A 22,549-nucleotide genomic window follows, 5' to 3' on the forward strand; every position below is an offset into this window, starting at 1 on the left:
GAGGCGTGAGCGCACCATCGGCGCGCGGGCCCGGGCGCGGCGCTCAGGGGCCGTCGACGACCAGGTATGCCGGGTGCTCGGGCAAGCTGCCCGTCTCGAGCAGGTGCCGGGCGAGCAGCAGTGCGCCGTCGAGTGCGCCGCCGAGTGCAGCAGAGCGGCCGGCGCCGGCCCGAGCCAGGGCGTCGTCGAGCGCTGCGGTGACCGGCGCCGAGGCCAGCAGGCCGCCGGTCGCCGTGAGCGTTGGCGCGGCGAGGCCGTCGGAGGCACGAAGGAGGGCCTGCGCGAGTGCCGTCCCCGTGCGCTCACAGAGCTGCTGGGCGACCGGGTCGTCGGACGCGGCAGCCGTCACGAGCGGGGCCATGGCGGCGAGTCGTTCGGGCGCGTCAGGGGTCGTCATGACCTGGCGCGGCCACGTCTCGGGTGGTCCGAGCAGTGCCGTCGCCGCCTCGAGGAGGGCGGGCGACCCGTCAGGCAGGCCGTCGTGGGCTCGGAGCGCAGCGCGCAGGCCGCCCATCCCGAGCACCGCAGCGGACCCATCGTCGCCGAGGACGTGGCCCCAGCCGTCGACGCGCCGCCACAGCCGGTCGAAGTCGGTGCCGAAGGCGACGGCCCCGGTGCCGGCCGCGACGACGGCACCGGGCCCGACGCGTCCGGTGGCGCCGACGAGGTTGGCGACCGCATCGCTGGCGACGACGGTGCGCCGGGCGCCGAGGCCCTGGACGACCGTGCGGAGCACCTCGGCCCGGTCGGCGAGGAAGAGGAGGCCGCGCATCGACCACACAACCGCCGCGGGCTGCGTTGCGGCAGAGGCCGGCTCGTGGTCGTCGAGCAGCCGCCGCGCATCGGCGACGAGGGCCGCCACGTCGATGCCGCCGGCGCCGACGCGCACGCCCGGTGCGGTGCGCACGGGACCGGGCGAGCCGGCATACGTCTGCAGGCGAAGCCCCGACCCGCCGACATCGACGGCGACGAGCAGGCTCGTCACTTCGCCATGCCTGCGGTGAGCCCCGCGACGATCTGCTTCGTCGCGACGAGGAACAGCACGATGAGCGGGACGGTGGTGATGACGAGGCCGGCGAAGACGGCCGAGTAGTTCGTCGCGTTCTCCCCGAAGAAGGTGGTGAGGCCGACGGGGAGGGTGTACTTCTCCTCGCGACGCAGGAGCACGAGCGGGAAGAGGAAGTCGTTCCAGATCGGAACGAAGCGGAAGACGGCCACGGTGGCGAGGGCTGGGCGCACGAGCGGCACCATGATGCGCCAGAACGTCTGCCAGCTCGTCGCACCGTCGAGGGCCGCTGCCTCCTCCAGCTCCTCGGGCAGCTGCCGGAAGAACGTCGTGAGCACGAAGATCGAGAACGGGATGCCTGACGCGGCATACATGAGCATGAGGCCCAGTCGGGAGTCGACCAGCCCGAGCCCGTCGAAGAGGTAGAAGATCGGCAGGATCGCGAGGTGGATCGGCAGCATCAGGCCCGAGAGGAAGAGCGACTCGAGCCAGCGGAAGATCCTGGAGCGGCCCCGAGCGAGGGCGTAGGCGGCCATCGTCGCCACCGACGTCGAGATCGCCACCGCTCCGACGGTGACGGCCAGCGAGTTGCCGAAGTACGTCGCGAAGCTACCGGTCGTCCACGCCTCGACGTAGCTCGCCGTCGTCGGAGGGGAGGGCAGGCCGAGCGGTTCGGTGATGAGGTCGGCGTTGCTGCGGAAGCTGTTGCTGACCATGAGCAGCAGCGGCACGAGCGCCAGGGCGGCATACCCCCAGAGCAGCACACCGGCACCCGCTCCGCCGACGGGACGGTTGGGCCGCGGCGGCCGGCGCCGGCTGCGCTGTGCGGGCGACGTGGTGGCCTGCTGCTGCGGCGCCTCTGTCGTGACGACGGCGGTGGTCATGCGGTGATCCTCCGCTCGTGTCGGCGCAGCACGGCGGTGGCTGTGTAGGCCCCGCCGAAGATGATCAGGAAGAGCACGGTCGCCAGGGCCGACGAGCTGCCGATGGCGTCGGTCGCTCCCGAGTCGAAGGCGGTGCGATAGAAGAGCAGCGAGACGAAGTCCGTTGCGCCGGCAGGGTTTCCGGTCGACCCGCCGAACGCGTACGGCAGGGCGAAGGCCTCCATGGCGAAGATGAACGTCAGCACCGACACGGTGCCGATGGCCGGGACCAGCAGCGGCAGGGTGATGCGGAAGAACGCCTGGCGGTTGCTCGCGCCGTCGACCCGGGCCGCCTCGGTGAGCTCCTCGGGCACGCCGCCCAGCGCCGCGCCGTAGAGGAGCACCGGGAAGCCGATCCACTGCCACACGCTGACGAGGATGACGACCCACAAGGCGGTCTTGGGGTCGCCGAGCCACGGCAGGGCCCACGACTCGAGGCCGATCTTCGTCAGCAGCGTGTTGAGCGGCCCGAAGGTCGGCGAGAGCAGCAGCGTCCACAGGTAGCCGATGACGATCGGGCTCACGAGGTAGGGCATCGCGTACAGCGTCTGGAGCGCCCGGCGGGTGCGCGGGCGGCTGTGGAGCAGGTACGCGATCGTGAGCCCGATGGTGTTCTGGATGAGCATCGTGCCGACGAAGAAGAGCACGTTGTGCAGCAGCGCCTGCGGCAGGTCGGTCGTGAACGGTGCCCTCGTGAAGAGTGTCGTGAAGTTCGCGACCCCGGCGAACTCCCCGCGGCTCGTGCCCTGCCAGTGGAAGAAGGCGTACGAGAACGCCGTCACCATCGGGTAGAGCACGAACACCGCGAAGAGCCCGAGCGCCGGGGCGACGAAGAGCAGGCCGGTGCGGCGCCTCATGCCATGCCTTTCGGGTCGAGCGTCACGCGCTCGGCTTGAACCAGGTCTTGACGCCGGTGTCGAGCTCCTTGCTCACCGTGGCGGCGTCCTTGGACCCGAGCAGCATCTCCTGGATGCCCTTGCCGAGCAGCTCGGTGCCCGAGGGGGCGCCGTAGCGGAAGTCGGTGAGCAGCAGGTAGGGCGATCCCGACTTCGCGTAGTTGTCGCTCATCTGCTTGAGCAGCGGATCGGTCGGCTCGACGCCGGGCACGGCCGACAGCTGCTTGATGTCGTCGTTGACCATCTGGCCGAACTCCTTGGAGGTCATCCACGTGACGAGCGCGGTGGCCTCGGCAGGGTGCTTCGACCGGGCGGACACGGCGAAGTTGCCATCGGACCATCCTGCCGTCGTCGCGAGGGAACCGCTCGGCGAGCCGGGGGCCGGCGGCACCTGGAAGATGCCGATCTTCATGGCCGGGTTGGCCTTCTGGAAGACGGACAGGTCGAAGCTGCCGCCGGGGATCATCGCCGCCTTCTCGGCCGAGAACAGGGTCTGCGCGTCGGTCTGGGCGACACCCGTGACGTTCTTCGGCATGTACTTGGCGAGGTCGGCGACGACCTTCACGGAGCCCACCCAGTCGGGGTCGGTGAAGGACTTCTTGCCCGACTGCACCTCGCCCTGGAAGGCCTTGCCGCCGAAGCGGGCGCCGGCGAGGACCTCGTGCACGATGGGCAGCGTCCAGTCGTCCTTGGCACCGACAGCGATCGGCGTGACCCCCGCGGCCATCAGCTTGTCGTTGGCGGCGACGAACTCGTCCCACGTGGTGGGTGCCGCGATGCCGTTCTTCTCGAAAAGGCCCTGGTTGTAGAACATCTGGACCGTCTGGCGCGCGAGCGGGACGGAGTAGGTCTTGCCGTCCTCCTTGCCCTTGGTGCTCGCCACGACGTTCGCGTCCCAGCCGGACAGGTCGATCTTGCCGTCGAGGGGCAGCAGCGACTTGCTCGCGACGGTGCCCTGCAGCTGGCCGTAGGAGCGGACCTGCGGCACGTCGGGTCCGTTGGCACCGGCGAGCCCGGTCGCAAGGATCTTGTTGTACTCCGTCGCCTTGAACGCCTTGAACTCGATGTTCACGTTCGGGTGGGACTTCTCGTACGCGTCGAAGATCTTGTTGTACGCCGCCTCGTCCTCCACGCGCCACGACCACACCGTGAGGGTGGTCTTGCCGTCGGCGCCGGCGCCGGTCGAGCCCGACCCGCCCGACGAGGACGGCGAGCAGGCCGTCACGACGAGGGCTCCAGAGAGGGCGGCGACCGTGAGGATGGTGCGGCGGGCCCGCGACGAGCCGGCGAGGCGTGGGGCGAACGTCATTGTTGTGCTCCTGTCAGGTTCTGCGTGGTGCCGGGGCACCGTTCTGGTGGGGGGAGGGCGGTGCGGGAGTGCGGTGGAGGAGGTCAGTGCTCGGGTGTGGTGCGCATGGTGCCCTGAGGCGGACCGCCGAGCGCGACCAGGGCCCTCGCGACCGACCCCTCGTGCTCGGCGATGGCGCGGCGGGCGGTGGCGGCGTCGACGCCCGCGAGCATCGACAGCAGCGCCGGCTTCAGCTCGCCGTCGGCGCCGTCGAGGGCGGTGCGGGCCTGGGCGGCATCGGCGCCGGTGGCCTCCTGCAGGATGCGGAGCACCCGGCCGCGCAGCTTCGCGTTGGTGGCGACGACGTCGACCATGAGGTTGCTCCACGTGCGGCCGAGCCGGATCATCACCGCCGTCGAGAACGAGTTGAGGACCAGCTTCTGCGCGGTGCCGGCCTTGAGCCTGGTCGACCCGGTCAGCGCCTCGGGGCCGGTGCGGGCGGCGAGGAGGTGGTCGGCATGCTCGGCGATCTCGGCGTGCGGGTTGGCCGTGACGAGGGCGGTGACGGCCCCGCGCTCGCGGGCACGTTCGAGCGCTCCGGCCACGAATGGCGTACGACCTGAGGCCGTGAGGCCGATCGCGATGTCGCCCGGACGCAGCGAGTCAGCCTCGGAGCGGCCGAGGTCAGCGTCGTCCTCGACGTTCTCGACGGCGCGTAGGAGCGCCTGGGGTCCGCCCGCGTGGTGGGCGACGAACAGGCCGGCGGGGACGTTGAACGTCGGGAGCAGCTCGGCGGCGTCGAGCACGGCCAGGCGCCCGGAGGTGCCGGCACCGAAGTAGTGGACGGCGCCGCCGGAGCGCAGCGAGTCCACGGCCCGGTCGACGAGGCGAGCCAGCTCGGGCAGCACCTCACCCACGGCAGCGGCCACGGTCGCGTCCTCGGCGTTGAGCGTGCGCAGGATGTCGAGGGAGGTGTGGGTGTCGATGGACGTCGTCCCCGGATGGCGCTCCTCGGTGGGGGCGTCCACGGTCACCTCGCTGCTCACTCGTTGGAGGTTAGTTTCCTACGCGCATGCCGTCAATGCCGTAAATGAGTAACGTTCGCGTCAAGACCCTCCAGACTCCCACGGCGTCACGAGGTCACGCGCGTCGAGTGCTCAGTTCCCGACGGCCCGGTCCGGTCGAGTGCTCAGTTCCCGACGGCCCGATCCGGTCGAGTGCTCACTTCCCGACGGCCGGGTCCGGTCGAGTGTGGGGAAGTGGGCACTCGATGGGTCGGGAAGTGGGCACTCGATGCGGCGGGGAAGGGAGCGCCTTCGGCCTAGTCGGACACGTGGTGGCCGGCGACGGCCTCGCGCGTGTCGACGACGGCCTTGCGGGCCCGGCGCAGGTTGCGCTGTGCGACCGCGATGTAGAGGCAGTCGACCACGGTCAGGGCTGCGATGCGGCTCGCGGTCGCGCCCGAACGCAGGCTGGTCTCGCGCGCCGCCGTGGTGAGCAGGAAGTCGACGCCCGAGGCGAGCCGCGAGAGTGGGAAGTTCGTGATCGCGACGGTCTTGGCCCCGGTGGAGCGTGCCGCTGCGAGCGCCTCGACCGTCTCGGTGGTGGTGCCCGAGTGCGAGATGCCGACGGCGACGTCGCCGGGCCCCAGCAGCGTGGCGCTCGTCAGGGCGATGTGCGGGTCGTTCCACGAGAACGCCACGATGCCGATGCGGTGGAGCTTCTGCTGCAGGTCGGTGCCGACGATCGAGCTGGCGCCGATGCCGTAGATGTCGACGCGCCCCGCCTTGGCGATGGCGGCCGCCGCGGCTGCCATCGCCTCACGGTCGAGCTGCTGGGCCGTCTCCTCGACGGCGCTCGCATCGGTGAACGCGACCTTGGCGATGATGTCGTTGATGGAGTCCTTGGCGCTGATGTCGGTGCCGTTGTTGCTCATCGTTCGCGGCTGGGCGGACTCCTCGGCAAGGGTCAGGCGCAGCTGCGGGTAGCCGGGCAGGCCGAGCCTGCGGCAGAACCGGAGCACCGTCGTCTCGGATGTGCGCGCTGCTGTGGCCAGCTCGCTGATGGTGAGCCCGGCCGCGCGCCGGGCGTCGGCCAGCACGATGTCGGCCACGCGGTCCTCGGCGGGCGAGAGGGACGGCTTGATCCCCCGCAGGCGGATGAGCAGCGATGCGCTCGTCGCACCTGCGGGGGACGAGGTCCCGTCGTCGGTCCTGGGCATGGGCCTACGCTACGGCGTCGCGGCCCTGCAGCCGCCACCCATCGGCCGTGAACGCGTCAGGTGTCTTCTCGCCGTCGAGCAGGATGCCGCCGGGCCCGTTGACGAGGATGTCGTCGACCGCGACGCCGCGCCCGAGGTAGCCGCCGTCGGTGGTGTGCCGCCAGCGCAGCTGCTGCGAGCCGGCCGGCAGGTCGGCGCGGACCTGCACCCAGCGTCGGGTGCCCGAGCCCGAGACGACGCCGTCTGCGACCTCGGCCTCCCCGCGGTCTGCGACCTCGAACGGCAGCGCCGTCCACGTGGCCCCGCCGTCGGTCGAGCGCTCGAGGTGCAGCAGATCGGTCTCCTCGGTGTCGAGGAAGAGGTCGAAGCCGAGCCGGGCGCCGCGCGGGTCGACGGCGAGCGCGGGCGTCGTGAGCGTCGTCGTCGCCGCGTTGTCGGAGCCGGTGAACCAGGCCGAGTCGCCATGGCGGGGCCGGATGCCCATCGACGCGGCGAGACCGTGCGCCCACTCGCGCCGGGCGAGGTTGATCGAGCCCCAGTTGCGCGAAGGGTGGACGCGGTTGGTGAGCAGGATCGCGAACGAGCGCGAGGTGAAGTCGATGACGATCGACGTGCCGGTGTAGCCCGTGTGGCCGGCAGTGCGCGGCCCGGACAGGGCATCCATGTACCAGCGCTGGTCGAGCTCGAAGCCGAGCCCGTGGCTGTCGCCGGGGAAGTCGCCGTTGAAGTTCGTGATGAGCTGCTCGACGCTCTTGCGGCTGAGGATGCGATGGCCCCGGTAGGTGCCGCCGTTGAGCAGCGCCTGGGAGAGGACGGCGAGGTCGTCGGCGGTCGAGAAGACCCCCGCGTGGCCGGCCACCCCGCCCAGCGACCACGCGTTCTCGTCGTGCACCTCGCCACGAACCATCCCGCGCGGCGGGACGGTCTGGAACTCTGTCGCTGCCGTGCGGGCCTTGTCGGTCGGGTTGTAGCCGGTGTCCTTCATGCCGATGCGCGTGGTGATCCGGTCGTGCACGACGGTGTCGAGCGAGGCGCCCCGCAGCTTCTCGACCATGACGCCCAAGGTGATGAGGTTGAGGTCGCTGTAGAGGTAGGTCGACCCGGCCGGGTTGGTGAGCGGCTGGTCCATGACGGCCTTGATGCGCGAGGCCTTGTCGGGGTACTTGCTCCACAGCGGCAGCCAGGACGTGAAGCCCGAGGTGTAGGTGAGCAGGTGGCGCACCGTCACCGCGCCCTTGCCGTTGGCGGCAAACTCCGGGAGGTATGCCGCCACCGGGCTCTCGAGCCTCACGCGACCTTCTTCGATGAGCTGCACGACGGCGATCGAGGTGAAGAGCTTCGACACCGAGGCCAGGTCGAAGATCGTGTCGGTGCGCATCGGCTCCCACTGGTCGCGCGGGAGCTCGGTCGTCGTGTCGGCGTAGCGCAGGGCCCAGCCGCTCGCGTCGCGCTCGACGACGTGGCCCTCGTGGCCCATGATCCCGACGGCGCCCGCGAACAAGGGGTGCCCGGAGGAGTCGACCTGCTCGTGGGCGTGGATCTGGTCGACCGACTCGGCCATGGGGGCCGGGTCGAGCCCGAGCGAGCCCGGGCTGGCGTCGGAGAGCACGGTGTTGGGCGGGGCGAAGCCACCGTCGGGCTTGCTGAAGTCGTCTGCCGTGGCCGACCCGGCGGGTCCCGCGATCACGAGACTGCCCGCCAGGGCGAGACTCCCGAGGGCGGCCGGTACGAGGGTGCGCAGGCGCATGTCACTCCTTGATCGTGCAGCAGTCGGGACGGCCGGGTCAGTTCGCCGGGCCGGTGTAGAGGAGGTACTGCCGGCGCCTCGCGTCGAACGCAGCCAGCTCGTCGCGCCACGCACCCACGACCTCGGCGGCGGGTGCGCCCGCGGAGACCTGGGTGCGCAGCCTCTGCGACCCGGTCAGCTTGTCGATCCAGTAGGGCCGCGCCGGGTCGTAGGAGTCGTAGCGCCAAGCGAAGTCGCTGTAGAGAGCCTTCGCCGCGACGAGCATCTCGACCGTCGAGCGGATCGGGTCGAACCGCGCGGGGTCGGTGACGTGGACCTGCACGCCGCCGCAGACGACGCCGACGTGCTTGTTGAAGGTCGGCGTGAAGTAGGCCTCGCGGAAGCCGACTCCCGGAAGGTCAAGCGCCGCAAGGCGTTCGGCCCACCGGTAGTCGACGTAGGGCGCACCGATGAGCTCGAAGGGGCGGGTCGTGCCGCGGCCCTCGGAGAGGTTCGTGCCCTCGAACATGCCGGTGCCCGGGTAGACGAGCGCGGTGTCGGGAGTCGGCATGTTGGGACTCGGCATCACCCACGGGAGCCCGGTGACGGCATACGGCACGTCGCGGCGCCACCCCTTCACCTGGATCACGGACAGCTCTGCCAGGCGACCTCCTGCGTCGGCGGGCAGGAACTCTGCGTCGAAGTAGCGGGCGAGCTCACCGACGGTCATCCCGTGCGCCTGGACGATCTCCTTGGCGCCGACACCAGAGGTCCACGGCGTGGTCATCATCGGGCCGATCGCCCTGCCGCCGATGGGGTTCGGTCGGTCGAGCACGATGAAGCGGGCACCGACCGCCACGGCTGCGCGCATCGCCGTGTACATCGTCCAGATGTAGGTGTAGAAGCGCGAGGCGACGTCCTGGATGTCGAAGACGACCGTCTCGACGCCGGCCGTGCGGAAGAGCGTCGTCATCTTGGCCGCGTTGGCGCCGTAGGCGTCGTAGACCATGAGGCCGGTGCGCGGGTCGGTGTGGTTGCCCTCGGAGTCGCCGGCCTGCGCGGTGCCCCGGAAGCCGTGCTCGGGCCCGAAGACGCCGACGATGTCGACGGCCCCGGACTCGTGCATCTCATCGACGATGGTTCGCAGGTTGGTGAGGATGCCGGTCGGGTTGGTGATGACGCCGACCTTCTGCCCCGCGAGCGCCGACCAGTTCGCCGCGGCAGCGCTCTGGGCGCCGGTCGTGACGGGGTTGCTCGGGTAGCTGCTTGAGTATGCCGTCGGGCCGGCTTGAGCTGCAACGGAACCCGCGGCGGTGGCGGGGAGGGCGACGGCACCGAGGGCGCCTGCGGCGAGCAGCTGCCGGCGGTTGAGGTTGGTCATCTGGAGCTTTCCGATCGTTGGTCGAGAAGCACGGTCGCGGAGACGGTGCGCATGTCAGTAGGTGAGGCCGTGGCCGAACGGGTAGAGCACCGTCGCCGGGTCGCCCGCGACGGGGATGTCGACGGGCAGCGACGCCGTCGGGGTCACCTCGCCCGTGATGACCCGCGCCACCGCCTCGATCGCGACCGGGCTGTAGGAGTAGGTCGCCAGGTAGGTGGGGGCGGAGGCGAAGTAGGCGATGTCGTAGGGGTCGCGCACCGCGACGACGACCACGGTCTTGCCGGTGGCGAGCAGCTGCTTGACGAGCTTCTGCTGGCCCCCACGGGCGTCGGTGACCGACGTGTCCCACGCCTTCATCGTCGTGACGACCACGGCGTCCTTGTCGGCCGCCGCGGCCACGGCTGCCGCGACCTTGGCATCGGTGGGCGATGTTCCCGTCTCGAGGGTCTGCACGGTCGCGCCCCTGGCCGTCAGGCCGGCGGCGAGGGTCGCGGTCGTCGAGACGCCGTAGCCGGTGACGAGGACCTTCTTGCCGCCGGCGGCGAGCGGCAGCGCGCCCGTGTCGTTCTTCACGAGGGTCGTCGTGCGGTCGGTGACCGCGCTCGCCGCAGCCAGGTGGGCCGAGGTGCCGACGACAGCCCCGACGCGTGCCGGGTCGGCGTACGGCTGGGCCACGACACCCCGGCGGTACTTGAGGCGCAGCACGCGGCGCACCTTGGCGTCGAGCTCGTTGGGGCGGATGCGGTGGCTGCGCACGGCGGCCAGCACGGCGGCATACGCCTCGTCCATGGCAGGGCTCATGAGCAGCTGGTCGACGCCGGCGAGGAGGGCGCGGACCGGCACCTCGGCGTCGCCGTACCTGTCGCGGACGCCCTGCATGGCGAGCGAGTCGGTGACGATGACGCCGTCGTAGCCCAGCTCCTCGCGCAGCACCCCGGTGAGGATCGGGTGGCTCAGCGTCGCCGGGTCGCCCGAGTCGTCGAAGGCCGGGAACGCGAGGTGCGCGGTCATGATCATGTCGATGCCCTCGCGGATGGCGGCCTTGAAGGGCGGCGCGTCGATCGTCTGCCACTGCTCGCGCGTGTGGGTGATGATCGGGAAGGCGAGGTGGCTGTCGGTCGCGGTGTCGCCGTGGCCGGGGAAGTGCTTGGCCGACGACGAGACGCCGCCGTCGCGTTGGTAGCCGGCGACCTGGGCCGCGACCAGCTCGGCGGCCAGGTCGGGGTGTGAGCTGAAAGAGCGCGTGCCGATGACGGGGTTGAGGGCGTTGACGTTGACGTCGCAGACGGGGGCGAAGTTCGTGTTGACGCCCATCGCGAGCAGCTCGCGGCCGGTGATCGCCGCAGCCGTGCGCGCATCGGGGGCGCTGTCGCCGGCTCCGAGGGCCATCGAACCGGGGAACTGCGTGGCAGGTGGGCCGATGCGCGTCACCACGCCCTGCTCCTGGTCGATGGCGATCTGCAGTGGGACCTTCGCCTTGGTGCTCTCGCCCAGGGCCGCCTTCTGGAGGCCGTTGGACAGGCCGACGATCTGGTCGGGGTTCTGCACGCTGTCGGTCCACGCGAAGTAGATGACGCCACCGAGGTGGTACTTCTGAACGACCTCGGCCGGGCTCGCGACGCCGTAGAGGGGCAGGTTTCGGCTGTCGGGCGTCGTCGCGCCCTTGCCGTAGACGTTCTGGATGAAGAGCTGACCGACCTTCTCCTCCAACGTCATCCGGCTCAGCGTCGAGGTGACCCAGCCGTCCTCGCCGGTGACGCGGGCCGGGGCGGCGGCTGCTGGCGTTCCGGCCGCGGCGGCTCGGCCGGCGGCCACTCCCAGGGCGGTCGTGGCGAGTCCGCCCGCGAGCACCGATCGACGGGGCAGGTCTGACGTGGACATGGGTCCTCCGATGGAATGTGAACAATTGACGCATTCTGCCGACCCCTCGGAACTTACCTACGGAGGGTGAGGTCGGCAACAGGTAGCGGCGCGTCCTCACGGGACGCGCCGCTCGGGCGTGCGGCTCACCAGCCGGCGAGCGACCTCACCGTCTGCACCGTGTCGATCTCGGAGACCGGCTTGTCGTCGCGGTAGCGCAGCACCCGGGCGAAGCGGAGCGCCATGCCGCCGGGGTAGCGGCTCGACCGCTGCACGCCGTCGAAGGCGATCTCGACGACCTGCTCGGGTCGCAGCGGCACGACACCCCACTGCTGCCCGGAACGGCCGGCCTCGACATCGGCCGGGTCGACCGCGAGCTCGCCGAACCGCTGGGTCTGCCAGGCCAGCATCTCGTCGGTCATGCCCTTGAAGGTCTTGCCGAGCATGACGAGCTCGCCGCTCTCGGCGTCGCGCGCGCCGAGGTGGATGTTGGACAGCCATCCGCGGCGGCGACCGCTGCCCCACTCGACGCCGAGCACGACGAGGTCGAGGGTGTGGCGCGGCTTGACCTTCACCCACCCGGGACCGCGCCTGCCCGCGGCATACGGCAGGGCGGGGTCCTTGACGACGACGCCCTCGTGACCGGCCGAGACGAGATCGGCGAAGAACTCCTGCGCGCGCTCCGGGTCAGCGGTCGTCTCGCGCGGCACGAGCCACGCCGGCGGCACGGTGTCGGCGAGCCTCGCCCAGCGCGTGGCTGCCGGCTGGTCGAGCAGGTCGTCGCCGTCGAGGTGGAGCAGGTCGAAGAAGAACGGCGTGAGCGGCACCTCCTCGCGCAGCCGCGCGACGTCGGCGGTGCTCGCCGTGCGCGCGCCGGTGACCTGGAACGGCTGAGGGCGGCCACCCTCGGCGAGCGCGATGACCTCGCCGTCGAGCACGAGGGTCTCGACGTCGAGCGCGGCCAATGCCTCGGTGATCTCGGGCATGCGGTCGGTCACCTCGTCGAGCGTGCGGGTGAAGAGGCGTACGGAACCAGGGCTGGTGCGGTTGTCGACGTGCGCCTGCAGCCGTATGCCGTCGAGCTTGGTCTCGACCACGACCTCGCCCCCCAGCGTGGTGAGGGCCGCGGCGACGTCGGGCGCCGAGCCGGCGAGCATGGGCCGCAGCGGGCGGCCGACCTCGAGCGTGAGCGCCTCGAGCGCCTCGACACCACCGGTGAGGGCGGCGCTCGCGACCGGGCCGGCGAACCCGGCGAGCATGACGGCTCGACGGACGGCAGCGTCGGGCACGCCCGCTGCCTTGGCCACGGCCTGGAGCATGACGCCGTCGCCGGCACCCTGCCTCGTCTCGCCCGTGATGAGGCCGCGGAGCCAATGCTGCTCGTCGGCGGTCGCGCGACCGAAGAGGTCGCGGACGGCGGCGGTGCGCGCCGCGGCGGAGCCCGAGCCCCCGATGGCGGCGATCGCGGTCGCGGCAGCGTCGACCTCCTGCACCGTGAGGGTGCTCGTGGCTGCCGGCTCGGGCAGACCCTGCAGGCCGCGCCAGCTCACGCCGATGCGCCGCTGCGGCAGTGCGCCCGACAGGTGCGCGGTGACGACCTCGACCGTGGCCGGGCCGTCAGCGGCTGCGCTGGAGAGACAGGCGGCGAGGGCCTCGACCTTGGCGGTGCGCGACGACGTCGCGGCGACGGCGTGGGAGGTGGCGACGACGTCGGAGAGCTGCATGTCCCGATCCTGCCCGCTCCCACCCACACCCAGACCCCTCTCAACCGTCGAAAGGCCAAAGTTCGTTGCCCCCCAACCGTCGAAAGGCCAAAGTTCGCTGCCCCCCAACCGTCGAAAGGCCAGAGTTCGCTGCCTCCCGAACATCGAGAGGCCAGCACGTAGGCGTCAGGTCTAGATTCGACTCATGCGCGGAACCGGGCTCCGGGCTCGCGCCCTGGCGCGGACCACCGCACAGGGCGCGGCTGCAGCCGCTGGCCTGCTCGCCGTCGCGAGTCGGGTGACGCCGTGGCCGTCCGCCCTGGCCATCCGGGCGATCTTCGACCGCGGCGCGGCGCGGGCGAGTGCGTCTCTCGAGCGCCACGTTCCCGGCGGGCTCGTCGAGGACCTCGACGAGGCGTACGACATCTCCTCACCGGACGGGCGGCTCGATGTGTTCCGGCCCGAGCGGGCCGAGCCCCTACCGACCGTCGTCTGGGTGCACGGAGGGGCCTTCGTCTCCGGCTCCAAGGGTGACGTCGCGAACTACCTGCGCGTGCTCGCCGGCAGAGGCCTCGCGTCGGTGGGGGTCGACTACTCGATCGCGCCCGGGGCGCGCTACCCCACGCCGGTGCGGCAGGTGGCCTCCGCTCTCGACCACCTCGTCGACCACGCCGACCGCCTCGGTATCGACCCCACGCGGATCATCCTGGCCGGCGACTCCGCTGGAGCCCAGATCGCGGCACAGGTGGCACTGCTCGCCACGGACGAGGCGTATGCGCGTGGTGTGGGCATCGCGGTCGACCTGGCACCGGTCACGGTGCGAGGTGTCGTGCTCTTCTGTGGCGCGTACGACTTCACGTTGGCTCGAGGGTCGACACGGCTCGGAAGCTGGCTCGTCGACACGGCGATCTGGTCGTACCTCGGTCCGCAGCGGCGGGACGTAAGGGTCACGGGGGAGGGGTCGATCCCGCCGAACCTGACGCCCGCCTTCCCGCCGACGTTCGTGTCGGCCGGAAACGGCGACCCCCTCCTACCGCACACGCTGGGGCTGGTCCGGTCGCTGGAGTCTCATGGCATCGACCACGAAACCCTTCTCTTCGCCGACGACCACGAGCCTCGGCTCGGGCACGAGTTCCAGCTCGACCTCGACACGGCCGCGGGACGCGAGGCGCTGGACCGCGCTGTCGCGTTCATCCAACGCGTCACGTCCTGAGGGGTCGCCGAGTTTGGCCCCTCGACCGGTGGGAGGCCGCGAACTTTGGCCTCTCGACGGTTGAGGGGCCGCGAACTTTGGCCTCTCGACGGGTGGGAGGCCGCGAACTTTGGCCTCTCGACGGTTGAGGGTCACTTGACGGGGAGGGGCTGTTGTCGTCAAGGTAAGCAAGCGCTTAGTCCACTCGCGAGGAGCAGCATGCCCGACACCGCCGTCGTCACCGGAGCCGCCCGGGGCATCGGGCGAGCCATCGCCACCCGCCTCGCGCGTGAGGGGTGGCAGGTCGTCGTCGCCGACCTCGACGCCGACGAGCTCGCCGCGGTCGCCACCGAGACCGGAGCGCTCGCCGTTCCCGGCGACACCTCGACCGACGCGGGCGTACGCCACCTCGTCGACACGGCATACGGGCACCTCGGGCACGTCGACGTCTACTTCGCCAACGCCGGCATCGGCACGCTGAAGGGGCTCGACGCCTCGGACGCCGAGTGGGCCCGCACCCTCGAGACCAACGTGCTCGCCCACGTGCGCGCGGCGCGCCTTCTCGTGCCCCGCTGGCTCGAGGCAGGCGGCGGCCGCCTCGTCGTGACCGCCTCTGCCGCAGGGCTGCTCACGATGCTCGGCGATGCGCCCTACTCCGTCAGCAAGCACGCCGCCGTCTCCTTCGCGGAGTGGCTGAGCGCGACCTATCGCCACCGCGGCATCGTCGTGCAGGCGATCTGCCCGCAGGGCGTGCAGACGCGGATGCTCGACGGCTCCGGTCCGCTCAAGGACCTGCTCACCCTCGACGCGACCCTGACGGCCGACGAGGTCGCCGAGGCGGCCTGGCAGGCGCTCGCCACCGACGACTTCTACGTACTGCCCCACCCTGAGGTGCGTGACTACTACGCACAGCGCGCCGCCCACCCCGACGCCTGGCTCGCCGGCATGAACCGGCTCCAGCAGAAGCTCGACCACCAGACACAGACGCAGACCCAGACCTCCACCACCCCCACCCAGGAGCACGTATGACCGACCAGCCCACCACGGCCGACACGACCACCCAGCGCACCGCCATCGTCACGGGCGCCGCCCGCGGCATCGGCGCGGCCGTCGCCCAGCGCCTCGCCGCCGACGGGTTCGCCGTCGCAGTGCTCGACCTCGACGAGTCCGCCTGCGCTGCAGTGGTTTCGCAGATCGAGGCGGCCGGAGGCAAGGGGCTGGCTATCGGGGTCGACGTGTCCGACGAGGAGGGCGTGCAGGCTGCCGTCGACCGCGTCGCTGCCGAGCTCGGCGCACCGACGGTGCTCGTCAACAACGCAGGCATCATCCGCGACAACATGCTCTTCAAGATGACCGCGGGCGACTGGGACGCCGTCATGAACGTCCACCTCCGCGGCTCCTTCCTCATGACGCGCGCCGCCCAGAAGCACATGATCGACGCCAAGTGGGGCCGCGTCGTCAACCTCAGCTCGACCTCCGCCCTCGGCAACCGCGGCCAGGCCAACTACTCCGCCGCCAAGGCCGGCCTGCAGGGCTTCACGAAGACGCTCGCCATCGAGCTCGGCAAGTTCGGCGTCACGGCCAACGCCATCGCCCCGGGCTTCATCGCCACCGACATGACGCGCCAGACGGCCGAGCGCATGGGCATCACCTTCGAGCAGTTCCTCGAGGGCGCGGCCAAGGAGATCCCCGTCGGCCGCGTCGGCCAGCCCGAGGACATCGCCGCCACGGCGTCGTTCCTCGTCAGCGAGGGGGCCGGGTTCGTCTCGGGCCAGGTCATCTACGTGGCCGGCGGCCCGAAGGACTGACGTGACCGAACCCGATCAGCACGGCCGCACCGACGGGCCCGAGCGACCGCTCGAGGATCCGCCCGGACTGCCCCTCGCACGTCTGGCGGACTGGCTCGGCAGCGCCGCACCCGGACTGCTGGACGGTCCACTCACCGGGCGGGTCGTGGCGGGCGGCAAGTCCAACCTCACCTACGAGGTCGGTGACGGCAGCACGACGATCATCGTGCGGCGGCCGCCGCTCGGGCACGTGCTGGCCACCGCGCACGACATGGGGCGCGAGCACCGGGTCATCACCGCGCTGCGCGACACCGCCGTGCCGGTCCCGACGACGTATGCCGTGTGCGACGACCCCGACGTCATCGGCGCGCCGTTCTACGTCATGGAGCGCGTCGCGGGCACGCCCTACCGCTTTGCCGCGCAGCTGGGCCCGATCGGTCCCGAGCGGGTGCGCGCCATCAGCGAGCGCATGGTCGACACCCTCGTCGGCCTGCACGCCGTCGACCCGCACGAGGTCGGGCTGGGCGACTTCGGGCGCCCCGAGGGGTTCCTCGAGCGGCAGGTGCGGCGGTGGAAGCAGCAGCTCGACGCCTCGCGCAGCCGCGACCTGCCGGGCATCGACGAGCTGCACGAGCGCCTCGCGAAGACGGTGCCGGCACAAGGCGACCCGGCCATCGTGCACGGCGACTTCCGGCTCGACAACCTGCTCGTCACCGACGAGGACCAGGTCTCGGCCGTGCTCGACTGGGAGATGGCCACCATCGGCGACCCGCTCACCGACGTCGCGCTGCTCGAGGCCTACCAGACGCTCCCGCGCATGATGGACAGCGTCGCCGTGTCCGACGTGTCACGCACGCCCGGCTTCATCTCCGGACCCGAGCTGCGCCAGAGGTATGCCGCCGCGAGCGGGCGAGACCTCACGCACCTCTCGTTCCACCTCGGGCTCGCCTACTTCAAGCTCGCGGTGATCCTGGAGGGCATCCACTACCGCTACACCCAGGGCCAGACCGTCGGCTCGGGCTTCGCGCGCATCGGGGAGGCCACCGGCCCTCTCGTCGCAGCGGGGCTCCGTGCAGTCGGCACCGAGGAGGACTGAGCCACCATGGACTTCGGATTCGACGCCAAGACGGAGGAGCTGCGCCAGGAGCTGCTCGGCTTCATGGACGAGCGCATCGTGCCGTCGCTGCCGCTCTTCGACGAACAGGTCGCCGCCCTCGACGATCGCTGGGCGTGGAGCACGGCACCGGTGCTCCAGACGCTTCGCACCGAGGCGCGCGACCTCGGCCTCTGGAACGTCTTCCTCCCCGGAGACCGCGGCGCAGGGCTGACCAACCTCCAGTACGCCCCGCTCGCCGAGATCACCGGGCGCTGCATCCGGCTCGCGCCGGCCGTGCTCAACTGCGCCGCCCCCGACACCGGCAACATGGAGGTCCTGACGCAGTTCGGCACCGATGCCCAGCAGTCCGAATGGCTGGAACCCTTGCTGCGTGGGGAGATCCGCTCGGCCTTCGCCATGACCGAGCCCGACGTCGCGAGCAGCGACGCCACCAACATCGAGCTGTCGATCCGCCGTGACGGCGACGACTACGTCATCAACGGCCGCAAGTGGTGGATCACGGGCGCGATGAACCCCGAGTGCCAGATCTTCATCGTCATGGGCAAGACCGACCCCACCGCCGACCGGCACCGGCAGCAGTCGATGGTCCTCGTCCCGCGCGACACCCCCGGGCTCGAGGTCGTGCGCGGCATGGAGGTCTTCGGCTACGACGACCACGACCACGGTGGCCACGCCGAGCTGCGCTTCACCGACGTCCGCGTTCCCGCCTCCAACCTCATCGGTGACGAGGGCACCGGTTTCGCCATCGCCCAGGCCCGGCTCGGTCCGGGCCGCATCCACCACTGCATGCGCTCGATCGGCCTCGCCGAGGTCGCCATCGAGGCGATGTGCCGGCGCGCGTCCGAGCGCGTCGCGTTCGGCCGGCCGATCGCCGAGCAGGGCGTGGTCCGCGACTGGATCGCCGAGTCGCGGGTGCGCATCGAGCAGCTGCGCCTCCTCGTGCTCAAGACCGCGTGGCTCATGGACACGGTCGGCAACAAGGGCGCCCACACCGAGATCCAGGCGATCAAGATCGCCACACCCAGGACGGTCGAGTGGATCCTCGACAAGGCCATCCAGGCCCACGGCGCGGCCGGCCTGAGCCAGGACACCGAGCTCGCCGCCGCGTTCGCCGGCATCCGTACACTGCGCTTCGCCGACGGACCCGACGAGGTGCACAAGAACGCCCTCGCCAAGGCCGAGCTGAGGAGGCACACCTGATGGACTTCGACCTCAGCGCCGAGGAGCGCGAGATCCGCGACTGGGTGCGCACCTTCGTGCGCAAGGAGATCATGCCGCTCGAGCCGCAGGTGCTCGAGCGCGAGCGGAGGTACGAGCGCGGCATCACGGCCGACGAGCTGAAAGCGTTGCAGGACAAGGCGAAGGCGTCAGGGTTCTTCGGCGTGCAGACGCCCGAGAGCCACGGCGGCATGGGGCAGGGCGCGGTGGTCGCCGCGCTCATCGAGATCGAGCTCGGCCGCTCGTTCGTCCAGTTCACGTTCGCCGGTGAGGCCGACAACATCCTCTTCAGCGCCACCGAGGAGCAGCAGGAGCGCTACCTCGTGCCGACGATCGAGGGCACCCGCAAGTCGTGCTTCGCGATCACCGAGCCCGGCGCCGGCTCCGACGCCCGCGCCATCCGCACGAGCGCCCGCCGCGACGGCGACGAGTGGGTCATCAACGGCGAGAAGACGTTCATCACCGGCGGCAACGAGGCCGACTTCGTCATGGTCTTCGCCGTCACCGACAAGGAGAAGGGCGCCGACGGTGGCGTCACGTGCTTCCTCGTCGACCGCGAGCTCGGCTGGCGCAGCGAGCCCATCGACACGATGGGTGAGTGGGGCCCGGCCGCCCTCGTCTTCGAGGACGTCCGGGTGCCGCACTCGGCCATCCTCGGCGAGGAGGGCAAGGGTTTCGAGCTCGCCATGCGGTGGATCGGCAAGGGCCGCTACATGCTGCCGGCCCGCGCGCTCGGTGCCTGCGAGCGGCTCGTCGAGATGGGGATGGAGCACGCCCGCAACCGCGTGACGTTCGGCGAGCCGATCGCCAGCCGGCAGGCCATCCAGTGGATGGTCGCCGACTCGGCCGTCGAGATCGAGGCGCTGCGTTGGCTCGTGCTCACGGCCGCCTGGCAGGTCGACCGTGGCATCGACTCGCGCCAGTCGCAGTCGATCGCCAAGCTCTTCGGCGGGGTGAAAGCCAACGAGATCGTCGACCGCGTGCTCCAGATGCACGGCGGCATGGGCTACACCCGCGAGCTGCCCGTCGAGCGCTGGTACCGCGAGCTGCGCCTGCTGCGGATCTACGAGGGCACCGACGAGATCCAGCGACGAACCATCGCCCGCAACCTGCTGCGTGGCCACGCCTCGGTGCGCGGGCACCTGGGCTGACCTTCCACCCTGCTGCGGGCCGAGGCATGCTGGACGCATGGCAGGCCCTCCCGCAAGTGCCAAGCAGTTCAACAAGGTCGCGGTGCGCCTCGCGGGGCACCGGTTCCTCCCGCTGTGGGCCGTGCTCCGACACACCGGGCGCACGAGCGGGCGGCCCTATGCGACCCCGGTCGCCGTCGTGCCGACGCCCACGACGTTCCTCATCGCGCTGCCGTGGGGGCGGGGCACCGACTGGGCTCGCAACGTGCGGCACGCCGGCGGCTGCACCATCCGCTGGAAGGGCCGGGAGTTCGTCTGCACCGAGCCGACCTTCGTCGGCAAGGAGGTCGCCCTCGAGGCGGCCACCGGCCTGCTCCGACGCGGCATCCAGCGGCAGGACCTGCCGCACGGCTTCCTGCAGCTGACCCGTGAACCGGCGCCGCAGCGCTCCGCGATGCAGTCGGGCTGGTGACGCCGCGCCCTGACGACACGGTACGGCATACGTCCCTTTTGTCGGATTGGCAGCCCGTCTGCGACATCATGGGTCGATGACGTGCGCGCAGAGAGCCGCGGCCGGCTCCACGCCGCGGCTGGCCCCGTCAGGGGCCGCCGAGTGACGCGGCGGGTGTTCGCCCGCTGGAACTGGTGGGTCTGGGCCCTGCTCGCCCTGGCCGGCGTCTTCGTGCTCGGCGTCACCGCGGTGCGGTTCGCCCCGCCCGGGTCGACGGTGGCGGTCTGGTGGCCGGCTGCCGGGCTCGCCGTCTCTTTCCTGCTCGCCACCGGCCGTGACCGGCGTGCCTACGTCTTCCTCGTCGGGGTGCTCCTCTTCAGCGGGGCCGCCAACTACTACGGGGGACGACCGCCTGTCGTCGCCCTGTGCTTCGGGGTCGCGAACGCGGCGGAGGCGGCCGTCGTCCACGGCCTGCTCACGCGCGGCGTCCGCCGCCCCACCCTGGCGACGATGGAGGACCTCTGGCGACTGCTCGCGGCCACCCTCGCCGGGGCTCTCGTGTTCGGAGTGCTCGCCGGGATCACCGTGCGCTTCGGACTGGACGGGCCGTTCCTCGCGACGATGTCAGCCGTGACCGCGTCGCACGCCGCCGCGGTGCTGGTCCTTGCCCCGATGGGCCTCGCCGCGAGGGCGCGGCGCGCCCAGCCGCTCGGGTTCGAGGACCTCGTCCAGTGGGTCGCAGTGGTGGGGGTGACGGTCTGGGTCTTCCACGCCGGCCAGCCGCTACCCCTCGCCTTCCTGCCCATCCCGGTGCTCGTCTGGGGAGCGCTCCGCCTCGGCCAGCGCACCGTCGCCGTCCAGTTGCTCGTGGTCGGCGTCACCGCCGTCGTGATGACGAGCCTCGGCGGTGGCCCGTTCGCGTCGGCGGCCCTCACCGGTGGCATCCGGCCCGAGACCGTCGGAGCCCTGACGCAGGCCTTCCTCGCCACGGCGGCTGTCACCGCCCTGTCGCTCGCCGTGGCCTCGACCCAGCGCCGGAACGCGCTGGCCGAGTTGCGCGACGAGGTGGAACTGAGCGGTGTCGTGCTCGACACCGCCGCCAGCGCCATCGTCGTGGTCGACCGCAACGGCACGATCGCACGGATCAACGCCACCGCCGCCCGGCTCATCGGCGACACGGAGGCGGCCATCGTCGGACGGCTCGCCGCCGACGCCTTCCCTGTAGCCGACCGCGAGCGCGTGGTCGCGACGATGGCCGGGATCACCTCGGGAACCTCCCCGCTCACCGAGGAGCACGACTGGCACGTGACGGGTCTGGGCGTGCGCCGGCTGGTGTGGACCAACGCCTACCTCACCGACGACACGGGGCGCCGCACGCACCTCGTCAAGACCGGTGTCGACGTGACCGACGAACGCGCCGCCCGCACCTTCGTCGAGGCGGTGCTCGAGGCGGCGACCGCCACGGCCATCATCGGCATGGACCTCGAGGGCGTCGTCACCCTCTTCAACCGCGGGGCCGAGAACGTCCTCGGGTGGCGCGCGTCCGACGTCGTGGGACGGCACGACTGGCCGCTACTCCACGACCCCGCCGAGATCGCCACCCGGGCTGCCGAGCTCGGGGTCGAGCCGGGCTTCGACGTGCTCGTCCACCCGGTCAGGCAAGGCGCGCCCGCCGAGACGCGCGACTGGACGTGTGTGCGCAAGGACGGCACGCGGCGCACCGTGTCGCTGACGATGAGCGGCATTCGCGACCAGGCCGGAAGCCTCACCGGCTACCTCGCCGTCGCCGAGGACGTGACCCGGCGCCGGCAGGCCGAGGTCGCGCTCCAGGTCGCCCTCGACCGTGAGCGGCAGGCCGTCGAGGAGCTCACCGCGCTCGACCGCACGAAGTCCGACTTCGTCTCGGCCGTCAGCCACGAGCTGCGTACGCCGCTGGCCAGCGTCCTCGGCTATGCCGAGATGCTCGAGGACGGCGCCGCCGGTCCGCTGACCGACCGTCAGCTCGAGCTCGTCTCACGCGTCGACCGCAACGGGCGGCGGCTGCTCTCGCTCATCGAGGACCTGCTGCTCAACTCGCGCATCGAGGCCGGCCGCCTCCAGCTCGACCTGCGGCGGTGCGACCTGACCGATGTCGTCGCGAGCGCGTGGTCGTCGGTGAACACCGTGACGGCCCAGCGCGACCTCGACCGCCGGGTGGAGGTCGCGGAGCGTCCCCTGTGGGTCGAGGGCGACCCCGTGGCGCTCGAGCGGATGGTGACCAACCTGCTGACCAACGCCGTGAAGTTCACACCCGACGGGGGCTGGGTCAGCCTCGACCTGCGGGCCGACGAGCAGGAGCCGAGCACGGTGCACCTCGTCGTCGCCGACTCCGGCATGGGCATCCCGGCCGCCGACCACGAGCGGGTCTTCGCGCGGTTCTTCCGGTCCCACGCGGCCAACGAGAGGGCGATCCAGGGCTCGGGGCTCGGCCTGTCGATCGTGCGGGCCATCGCCGAGGGCCACGGCGGCACCGTCTCGGTCGACTCCGAGCCCGAGCGCGGTGCGACGTTCACGGTGTCACTGCCCCGGGCGCTCGCGGAGGCCAATTCCGACGGACCGGCCCTCTTGCGCGCTGGTCGGACATATCGTGACCAGAAGGACGATTCGTAGC

General features: G+C 71.3%; 18 protein-coding genes. 8 read left to right on the top strand and 10 right to left on the bottom strand.

Annotated features, from left to right (window positions below; translation table 11 throughout):
• Positions 1-43: 43 nt before the first annotated feature.
• From AC1DE0_RS17845 to AC1DE0_RS17890, 10 genes are all read right to left on the bottom strand, one after another.
• A complete protein-coding gene (locus tag AC1DE0_RS17845; RefSeq protein WP_478103279.1) occupies positions 44-985 on the bottom strand; it encodes an N-acetylglucosamine kinase in 942 nt (313 codons plus the stop codon).
• Positions 982-1,890 (bottom strand): carbohydrate ABC transporter permease, encoded by a 909-nt coding sequence (locus AC1DE0_RS17850; RefSeq protein WP_478103283.1) that lies wholly within the window; start codon positions 1,888-1,890, stop codon positions 982-984. Before AC1DE0_RS17850 ends, AC1DE0_RS17845 begins: the two co-directional genes overlap by 4 nt.
• Complete coding sequence (locus AC1DE0_RS17855) at positions 1,887-2,786, bottom strand: carbohydrate ABC transporter permease (protein WP_478103287.1); 900 nt, start codon at positions 2,784-2,786, stop codon at positions 1,887-1,889. Before AC1DE0_RS17855 ends, AC1DE0_RS17850 begins: the two co-directional genes overlap by 4 nt.
• Positions 2,787-2,808: 22 nt before the next feature.
• A complete protein-coding gene (locus AC1DE0_RS17860) occupies positions 2,809-4,134 on the bottom strand; it encodes an ABC transporter substrate-binding protein (protein WP_478103291.1) in 1,326 nt (441 codons plus the stop codon).
• An 83-nt stretch (positions 4,135-4,217) separates the two neighbouring features.
• Positions 4,218-5,159: an N-acetylmuramic acid 6-phosphate etherase gene (locus tag AC1DE0_RS17865; protein WP_478103293.1), complete on the bottom strand. Its 942-nt coding sequence runs from the start codon at positions 5,157-5,159 to the stop codon at positions 4,218-4,220.
• A 275-nt stretch (positions 5,160-5,434) separates the two neighbouring features.
• The gene (locus AC1DE0_RS17870) at positions 5,435-6,334 is read right to left on the bottom strand and encodes a MurR/RpiR family transcriptional regulator (protein ID WP_478103298.1); all 900 of its coding nucleotides are present in this window, start codon (positions 6,332-6,334) and stop codon (positions 5,435-5,437) included.
• Between the two features lie 4 nt (positions 6,335-6,338).
• Positions 6,339-8,081: a serine hydrolase domain-containing protein gene (locus tag AC1DE0_RS17875; RefSeq protein WP_478103303.1), complete on the bottom strand. Its 1,743-nt coding sequence runs from the start codon at positions 8,079-8,081 to the stop codon at positions 6,339-6,341.
• Positions 8,082-8,118: 37 nt separating this feature from the next.
• On the bottom strand, positions 8,119-9,441 hold the full coding sequence (locus tag AC1DE0_RS17880; RefSeq protein ID WP_478103307.1) for an exo-beta-N-acetylmuramidase NamZ family protein: 1,323 nt from the start codon (positions 9,439-9,441) through the stop codon (positions 8,119-8,121).
• Positions 9,442-9,495: 54 nt separating this feature from the next.
• Positions 9,496-11,322 carry a glycoside hydrolase family 3 protein gene (locus AC1DE0_RS17885; protein ID WP_478103312.1) on the bottom strand — a complete coding sequence of 609 codons (1,827 nt, stop codon included), beginning with the start codon at positions 11,320-11,322 and terminating at the stop codon, positions 9,496-9,498.
• 125 nt (positions 11,323-11,447) lie between these two features.
• Positions 11,448-13,025 (bottom strand): ATP-dependent DNA ligase, encoded by a 1,578-nt coding sequence (locus tag AC1DE0_RS17890; protein ID WP_478103315.1) that lies wholly within the window; start codon positions 13,023-13,025, stop codon positions 11,448-11,450.
• Positions 13,026-13,209: 184 nt separating this feature from the next.
• Here AC1DE0_RS17890 and AC1DE0_RS17895 point away from each other — a divergent pair, with 184 nt between their 5' ends.
• From AC1DE0_RS17895 to AC1DE0_RS17930, 8 genes are all read left to right on the top strand, one after another.
• Entirely contained in the window at positions 13,210-14,217 is a 1,008-nt protein-coding gene (locus AC1DE0_RS17895; protein ID WP_478103318.1) for an alpha/beta hydrolase, read from the top strand.
• Between the two features lie 198 nt (positions 14,218-14,415).
• Positions 14,416-15,225 (top strand): SDR family NAD(P)-dependent oxidoreductase, encoded by an 810-nt coding sequence (locus AC1DE0_RS17900; RefSeq protein ID WP_478103322.1) that lies wholly within the window; start codon positions 14,416-14,418, stop codon positions 15,223-15,225.
• A complete protein-coding gene (gene fabG / locus AC1DE0_RS17905) occupies positions 15,222-16,004 on the top strand; it encodes a 3-oxoacyl-ACP reductase FabG (RefSeq protein ID WP_478103325.1) in 783 nt (260 codons plus the stop codon). Before AC1DE0_RS17900 ends, fabG begins: the two co-directional genes overlap by 4 nt.
• Position 16,005: 1 nt before the next feature.
• Entirely contained in the window at positions 16,006-17,079 is a 1,074-nt protein-coding gene (locus tag AC1DE0_RS17910) for a phosphotransferase family protein (protein ID WP_478103329.1), read from the top strand.
• 6 nt (positions 17,080-17,085) lie between these two features.
• Positions 17,086-18,300: an acyl-CoA dehydrogenase family protein gene (locus AC1DE0_RS17915; RefSeq protein WP_478103333.1), complete on the top strand. Its 1,215-nt coding sequence runs from the start codon at positions 17,086-17,088 to the stop codon at positions 18,298-18,300.
• Positions 18,300-19,469, top strand: a complete 1,170-nt coding sequence (locus tag AC1DE0_RS17920) for an acyl-CoA dehydrogenase family protein (protein ID WP_478103337.1) — start codon at positions 18,300-18,302, stop codon at positions 19,467-19,469. Before AC1DE0_RS17915 ends, AC1DE0_RS17920 begins: the two co-directional genes overlap by 1 nt.
• A 37-nt stretch (positions 19,470-19,506) precedes the next feature.
• On the top strand, positions 19,507-19,920 hold the full coding sequence (locus AC1DE0_RS17925; RefSeq protein WP_478103341.1) for a nitroreductase family deazaflavin-dependent oxidoreductase: 414 nt from the start codon (positions 19,507-19,509) through the stop codon (positions 19,918-19,920).
• 141 nt (positions 19,921-20,061) lie between these two features.
• Entirely contained in the window at positions 20,062-22,548 is a 2,487-nt protein-coding gene (locus AC1DE0_RS17930; RefSeq protein WP_478103346.1) for a sensor histidine kinase, read from the top strand.
• The last annotated feature ends 1 nt before the right edge of the window (position 22,549 follow it).

It is taken from the genome of Terrabacter sp. 05T424, from assembly GCF_056396225.1.

What these genes read in the sequence shown, in the direction of transcription:
- AC1DE0_RS17870 (WP_478103298.1), bottom strand. Translation starts at nt 6,334, where the DNA reads ATGCCCAGGACCGACGACGGGACCTCGTCCCCCGCAGGTGCGACGAGC.
- AC1DE0_RS17900 (WP_478103322.1), top strand. Translation starts at nt 14,416, where the DNA reads ATGCCCGACACCGCCGTCGTCACCGGAGCCGCCCGGGGCATCGGGCGA.
- AC1DE0_RS17920 (WP_478103337.1), top strand. Translation starts at nt 18,300, where the DNA reads ATGGACTTCGACCTCAGCGCCGAGGAGCGCGAGATCCGCGACTGGGTG.
- AC1DE0_RS17880 (WP_478103307.1), bottom strand. Translation starts at nt 9,441, where the DNA reads ATGACCAACCTCAACCGCCGGCAGCTGCTCGCCGCAGGCGCCCTCGGT.
- AC1DE0_RS17850 (WP_478103283.1), bottom strand. Translation starts at nt 1,890, where the DNA reads ATGACCACCGCCGTCGTCACGACAGAGGCGCCGCAGCAGCAGGCCACC.
- AC1DE0_RS17915 (WP_478103333.1), top strand. Translation starts at nt 17,086, where the DNA reads ATGGACTTCGGATTCGACGCCAAGACGGAGGAGCTGCGCCAGGAGCTG.
- AC1DE0_RS17895 (WP_478103318.1), top strand. Translation starts at nt 13,210, where the DNA reads ATGCGCGGAACCGGGCTCCGGGCTCGCGCCCTGGCGCGGACCACCGCA.
- AC1DE0_RS17885 (WP_478103312.1), bottom strand. Translation starts at nt 11,322, where the DNA reads ATGTCCACGTCAGACCTGCCCCGTCGATCGGTGCTCGCGGGCGGACTC.
- AC1DE0_RS17925 (WP_478103341.1), top strand. Translation starts at nt 19,507, where the DNA reads ATGGCAGGCCCTCCCGCAAGTGCCAAGCAGTTCAACAAGGTCGCGGTG.
- fabG (WP_478103325.1), top strand. Translation starts at nt 15,222, where the DNA reads ATGACCGACCAGCCCACCACGGCCGACACGACCACCCAGCGCACCGCC.
- AC1DE0_RS17890 (WP_478103315.1), bottom strand. Translation starts at nt 13,025, where the DNA reads ATGCAGCTCTCCGACGTCGTCGCCACCTCCCACGCCGTCGCCGCGACG.
- AC1DE0_RS17860 (WP_478103291.1), bottom strand. Translation starts at nt 4,134, where the DNA reads ATGACGTTCGCCCCACGCCTCGCCGGCTCGTCGCGGGCCCGCCGCACC.
- AC1DE0_RS17855 (WP_478103287.1), bottom strand. Translation starts at nt 2,786, where the DNA reads ATGAGGCGCCGCACCGGCCTGCTCTTCGTCGCCCCGGCGCTCGGGCTC.
- AC1DE0_RS17875 (WP_478103303.1), bottom strand. Translation starts at nt 8,081, where the DNA reads ATGCGCCTGCGCACCCTCGTACCGGCCGCCCTCGGGAGTCTCGCCCTG.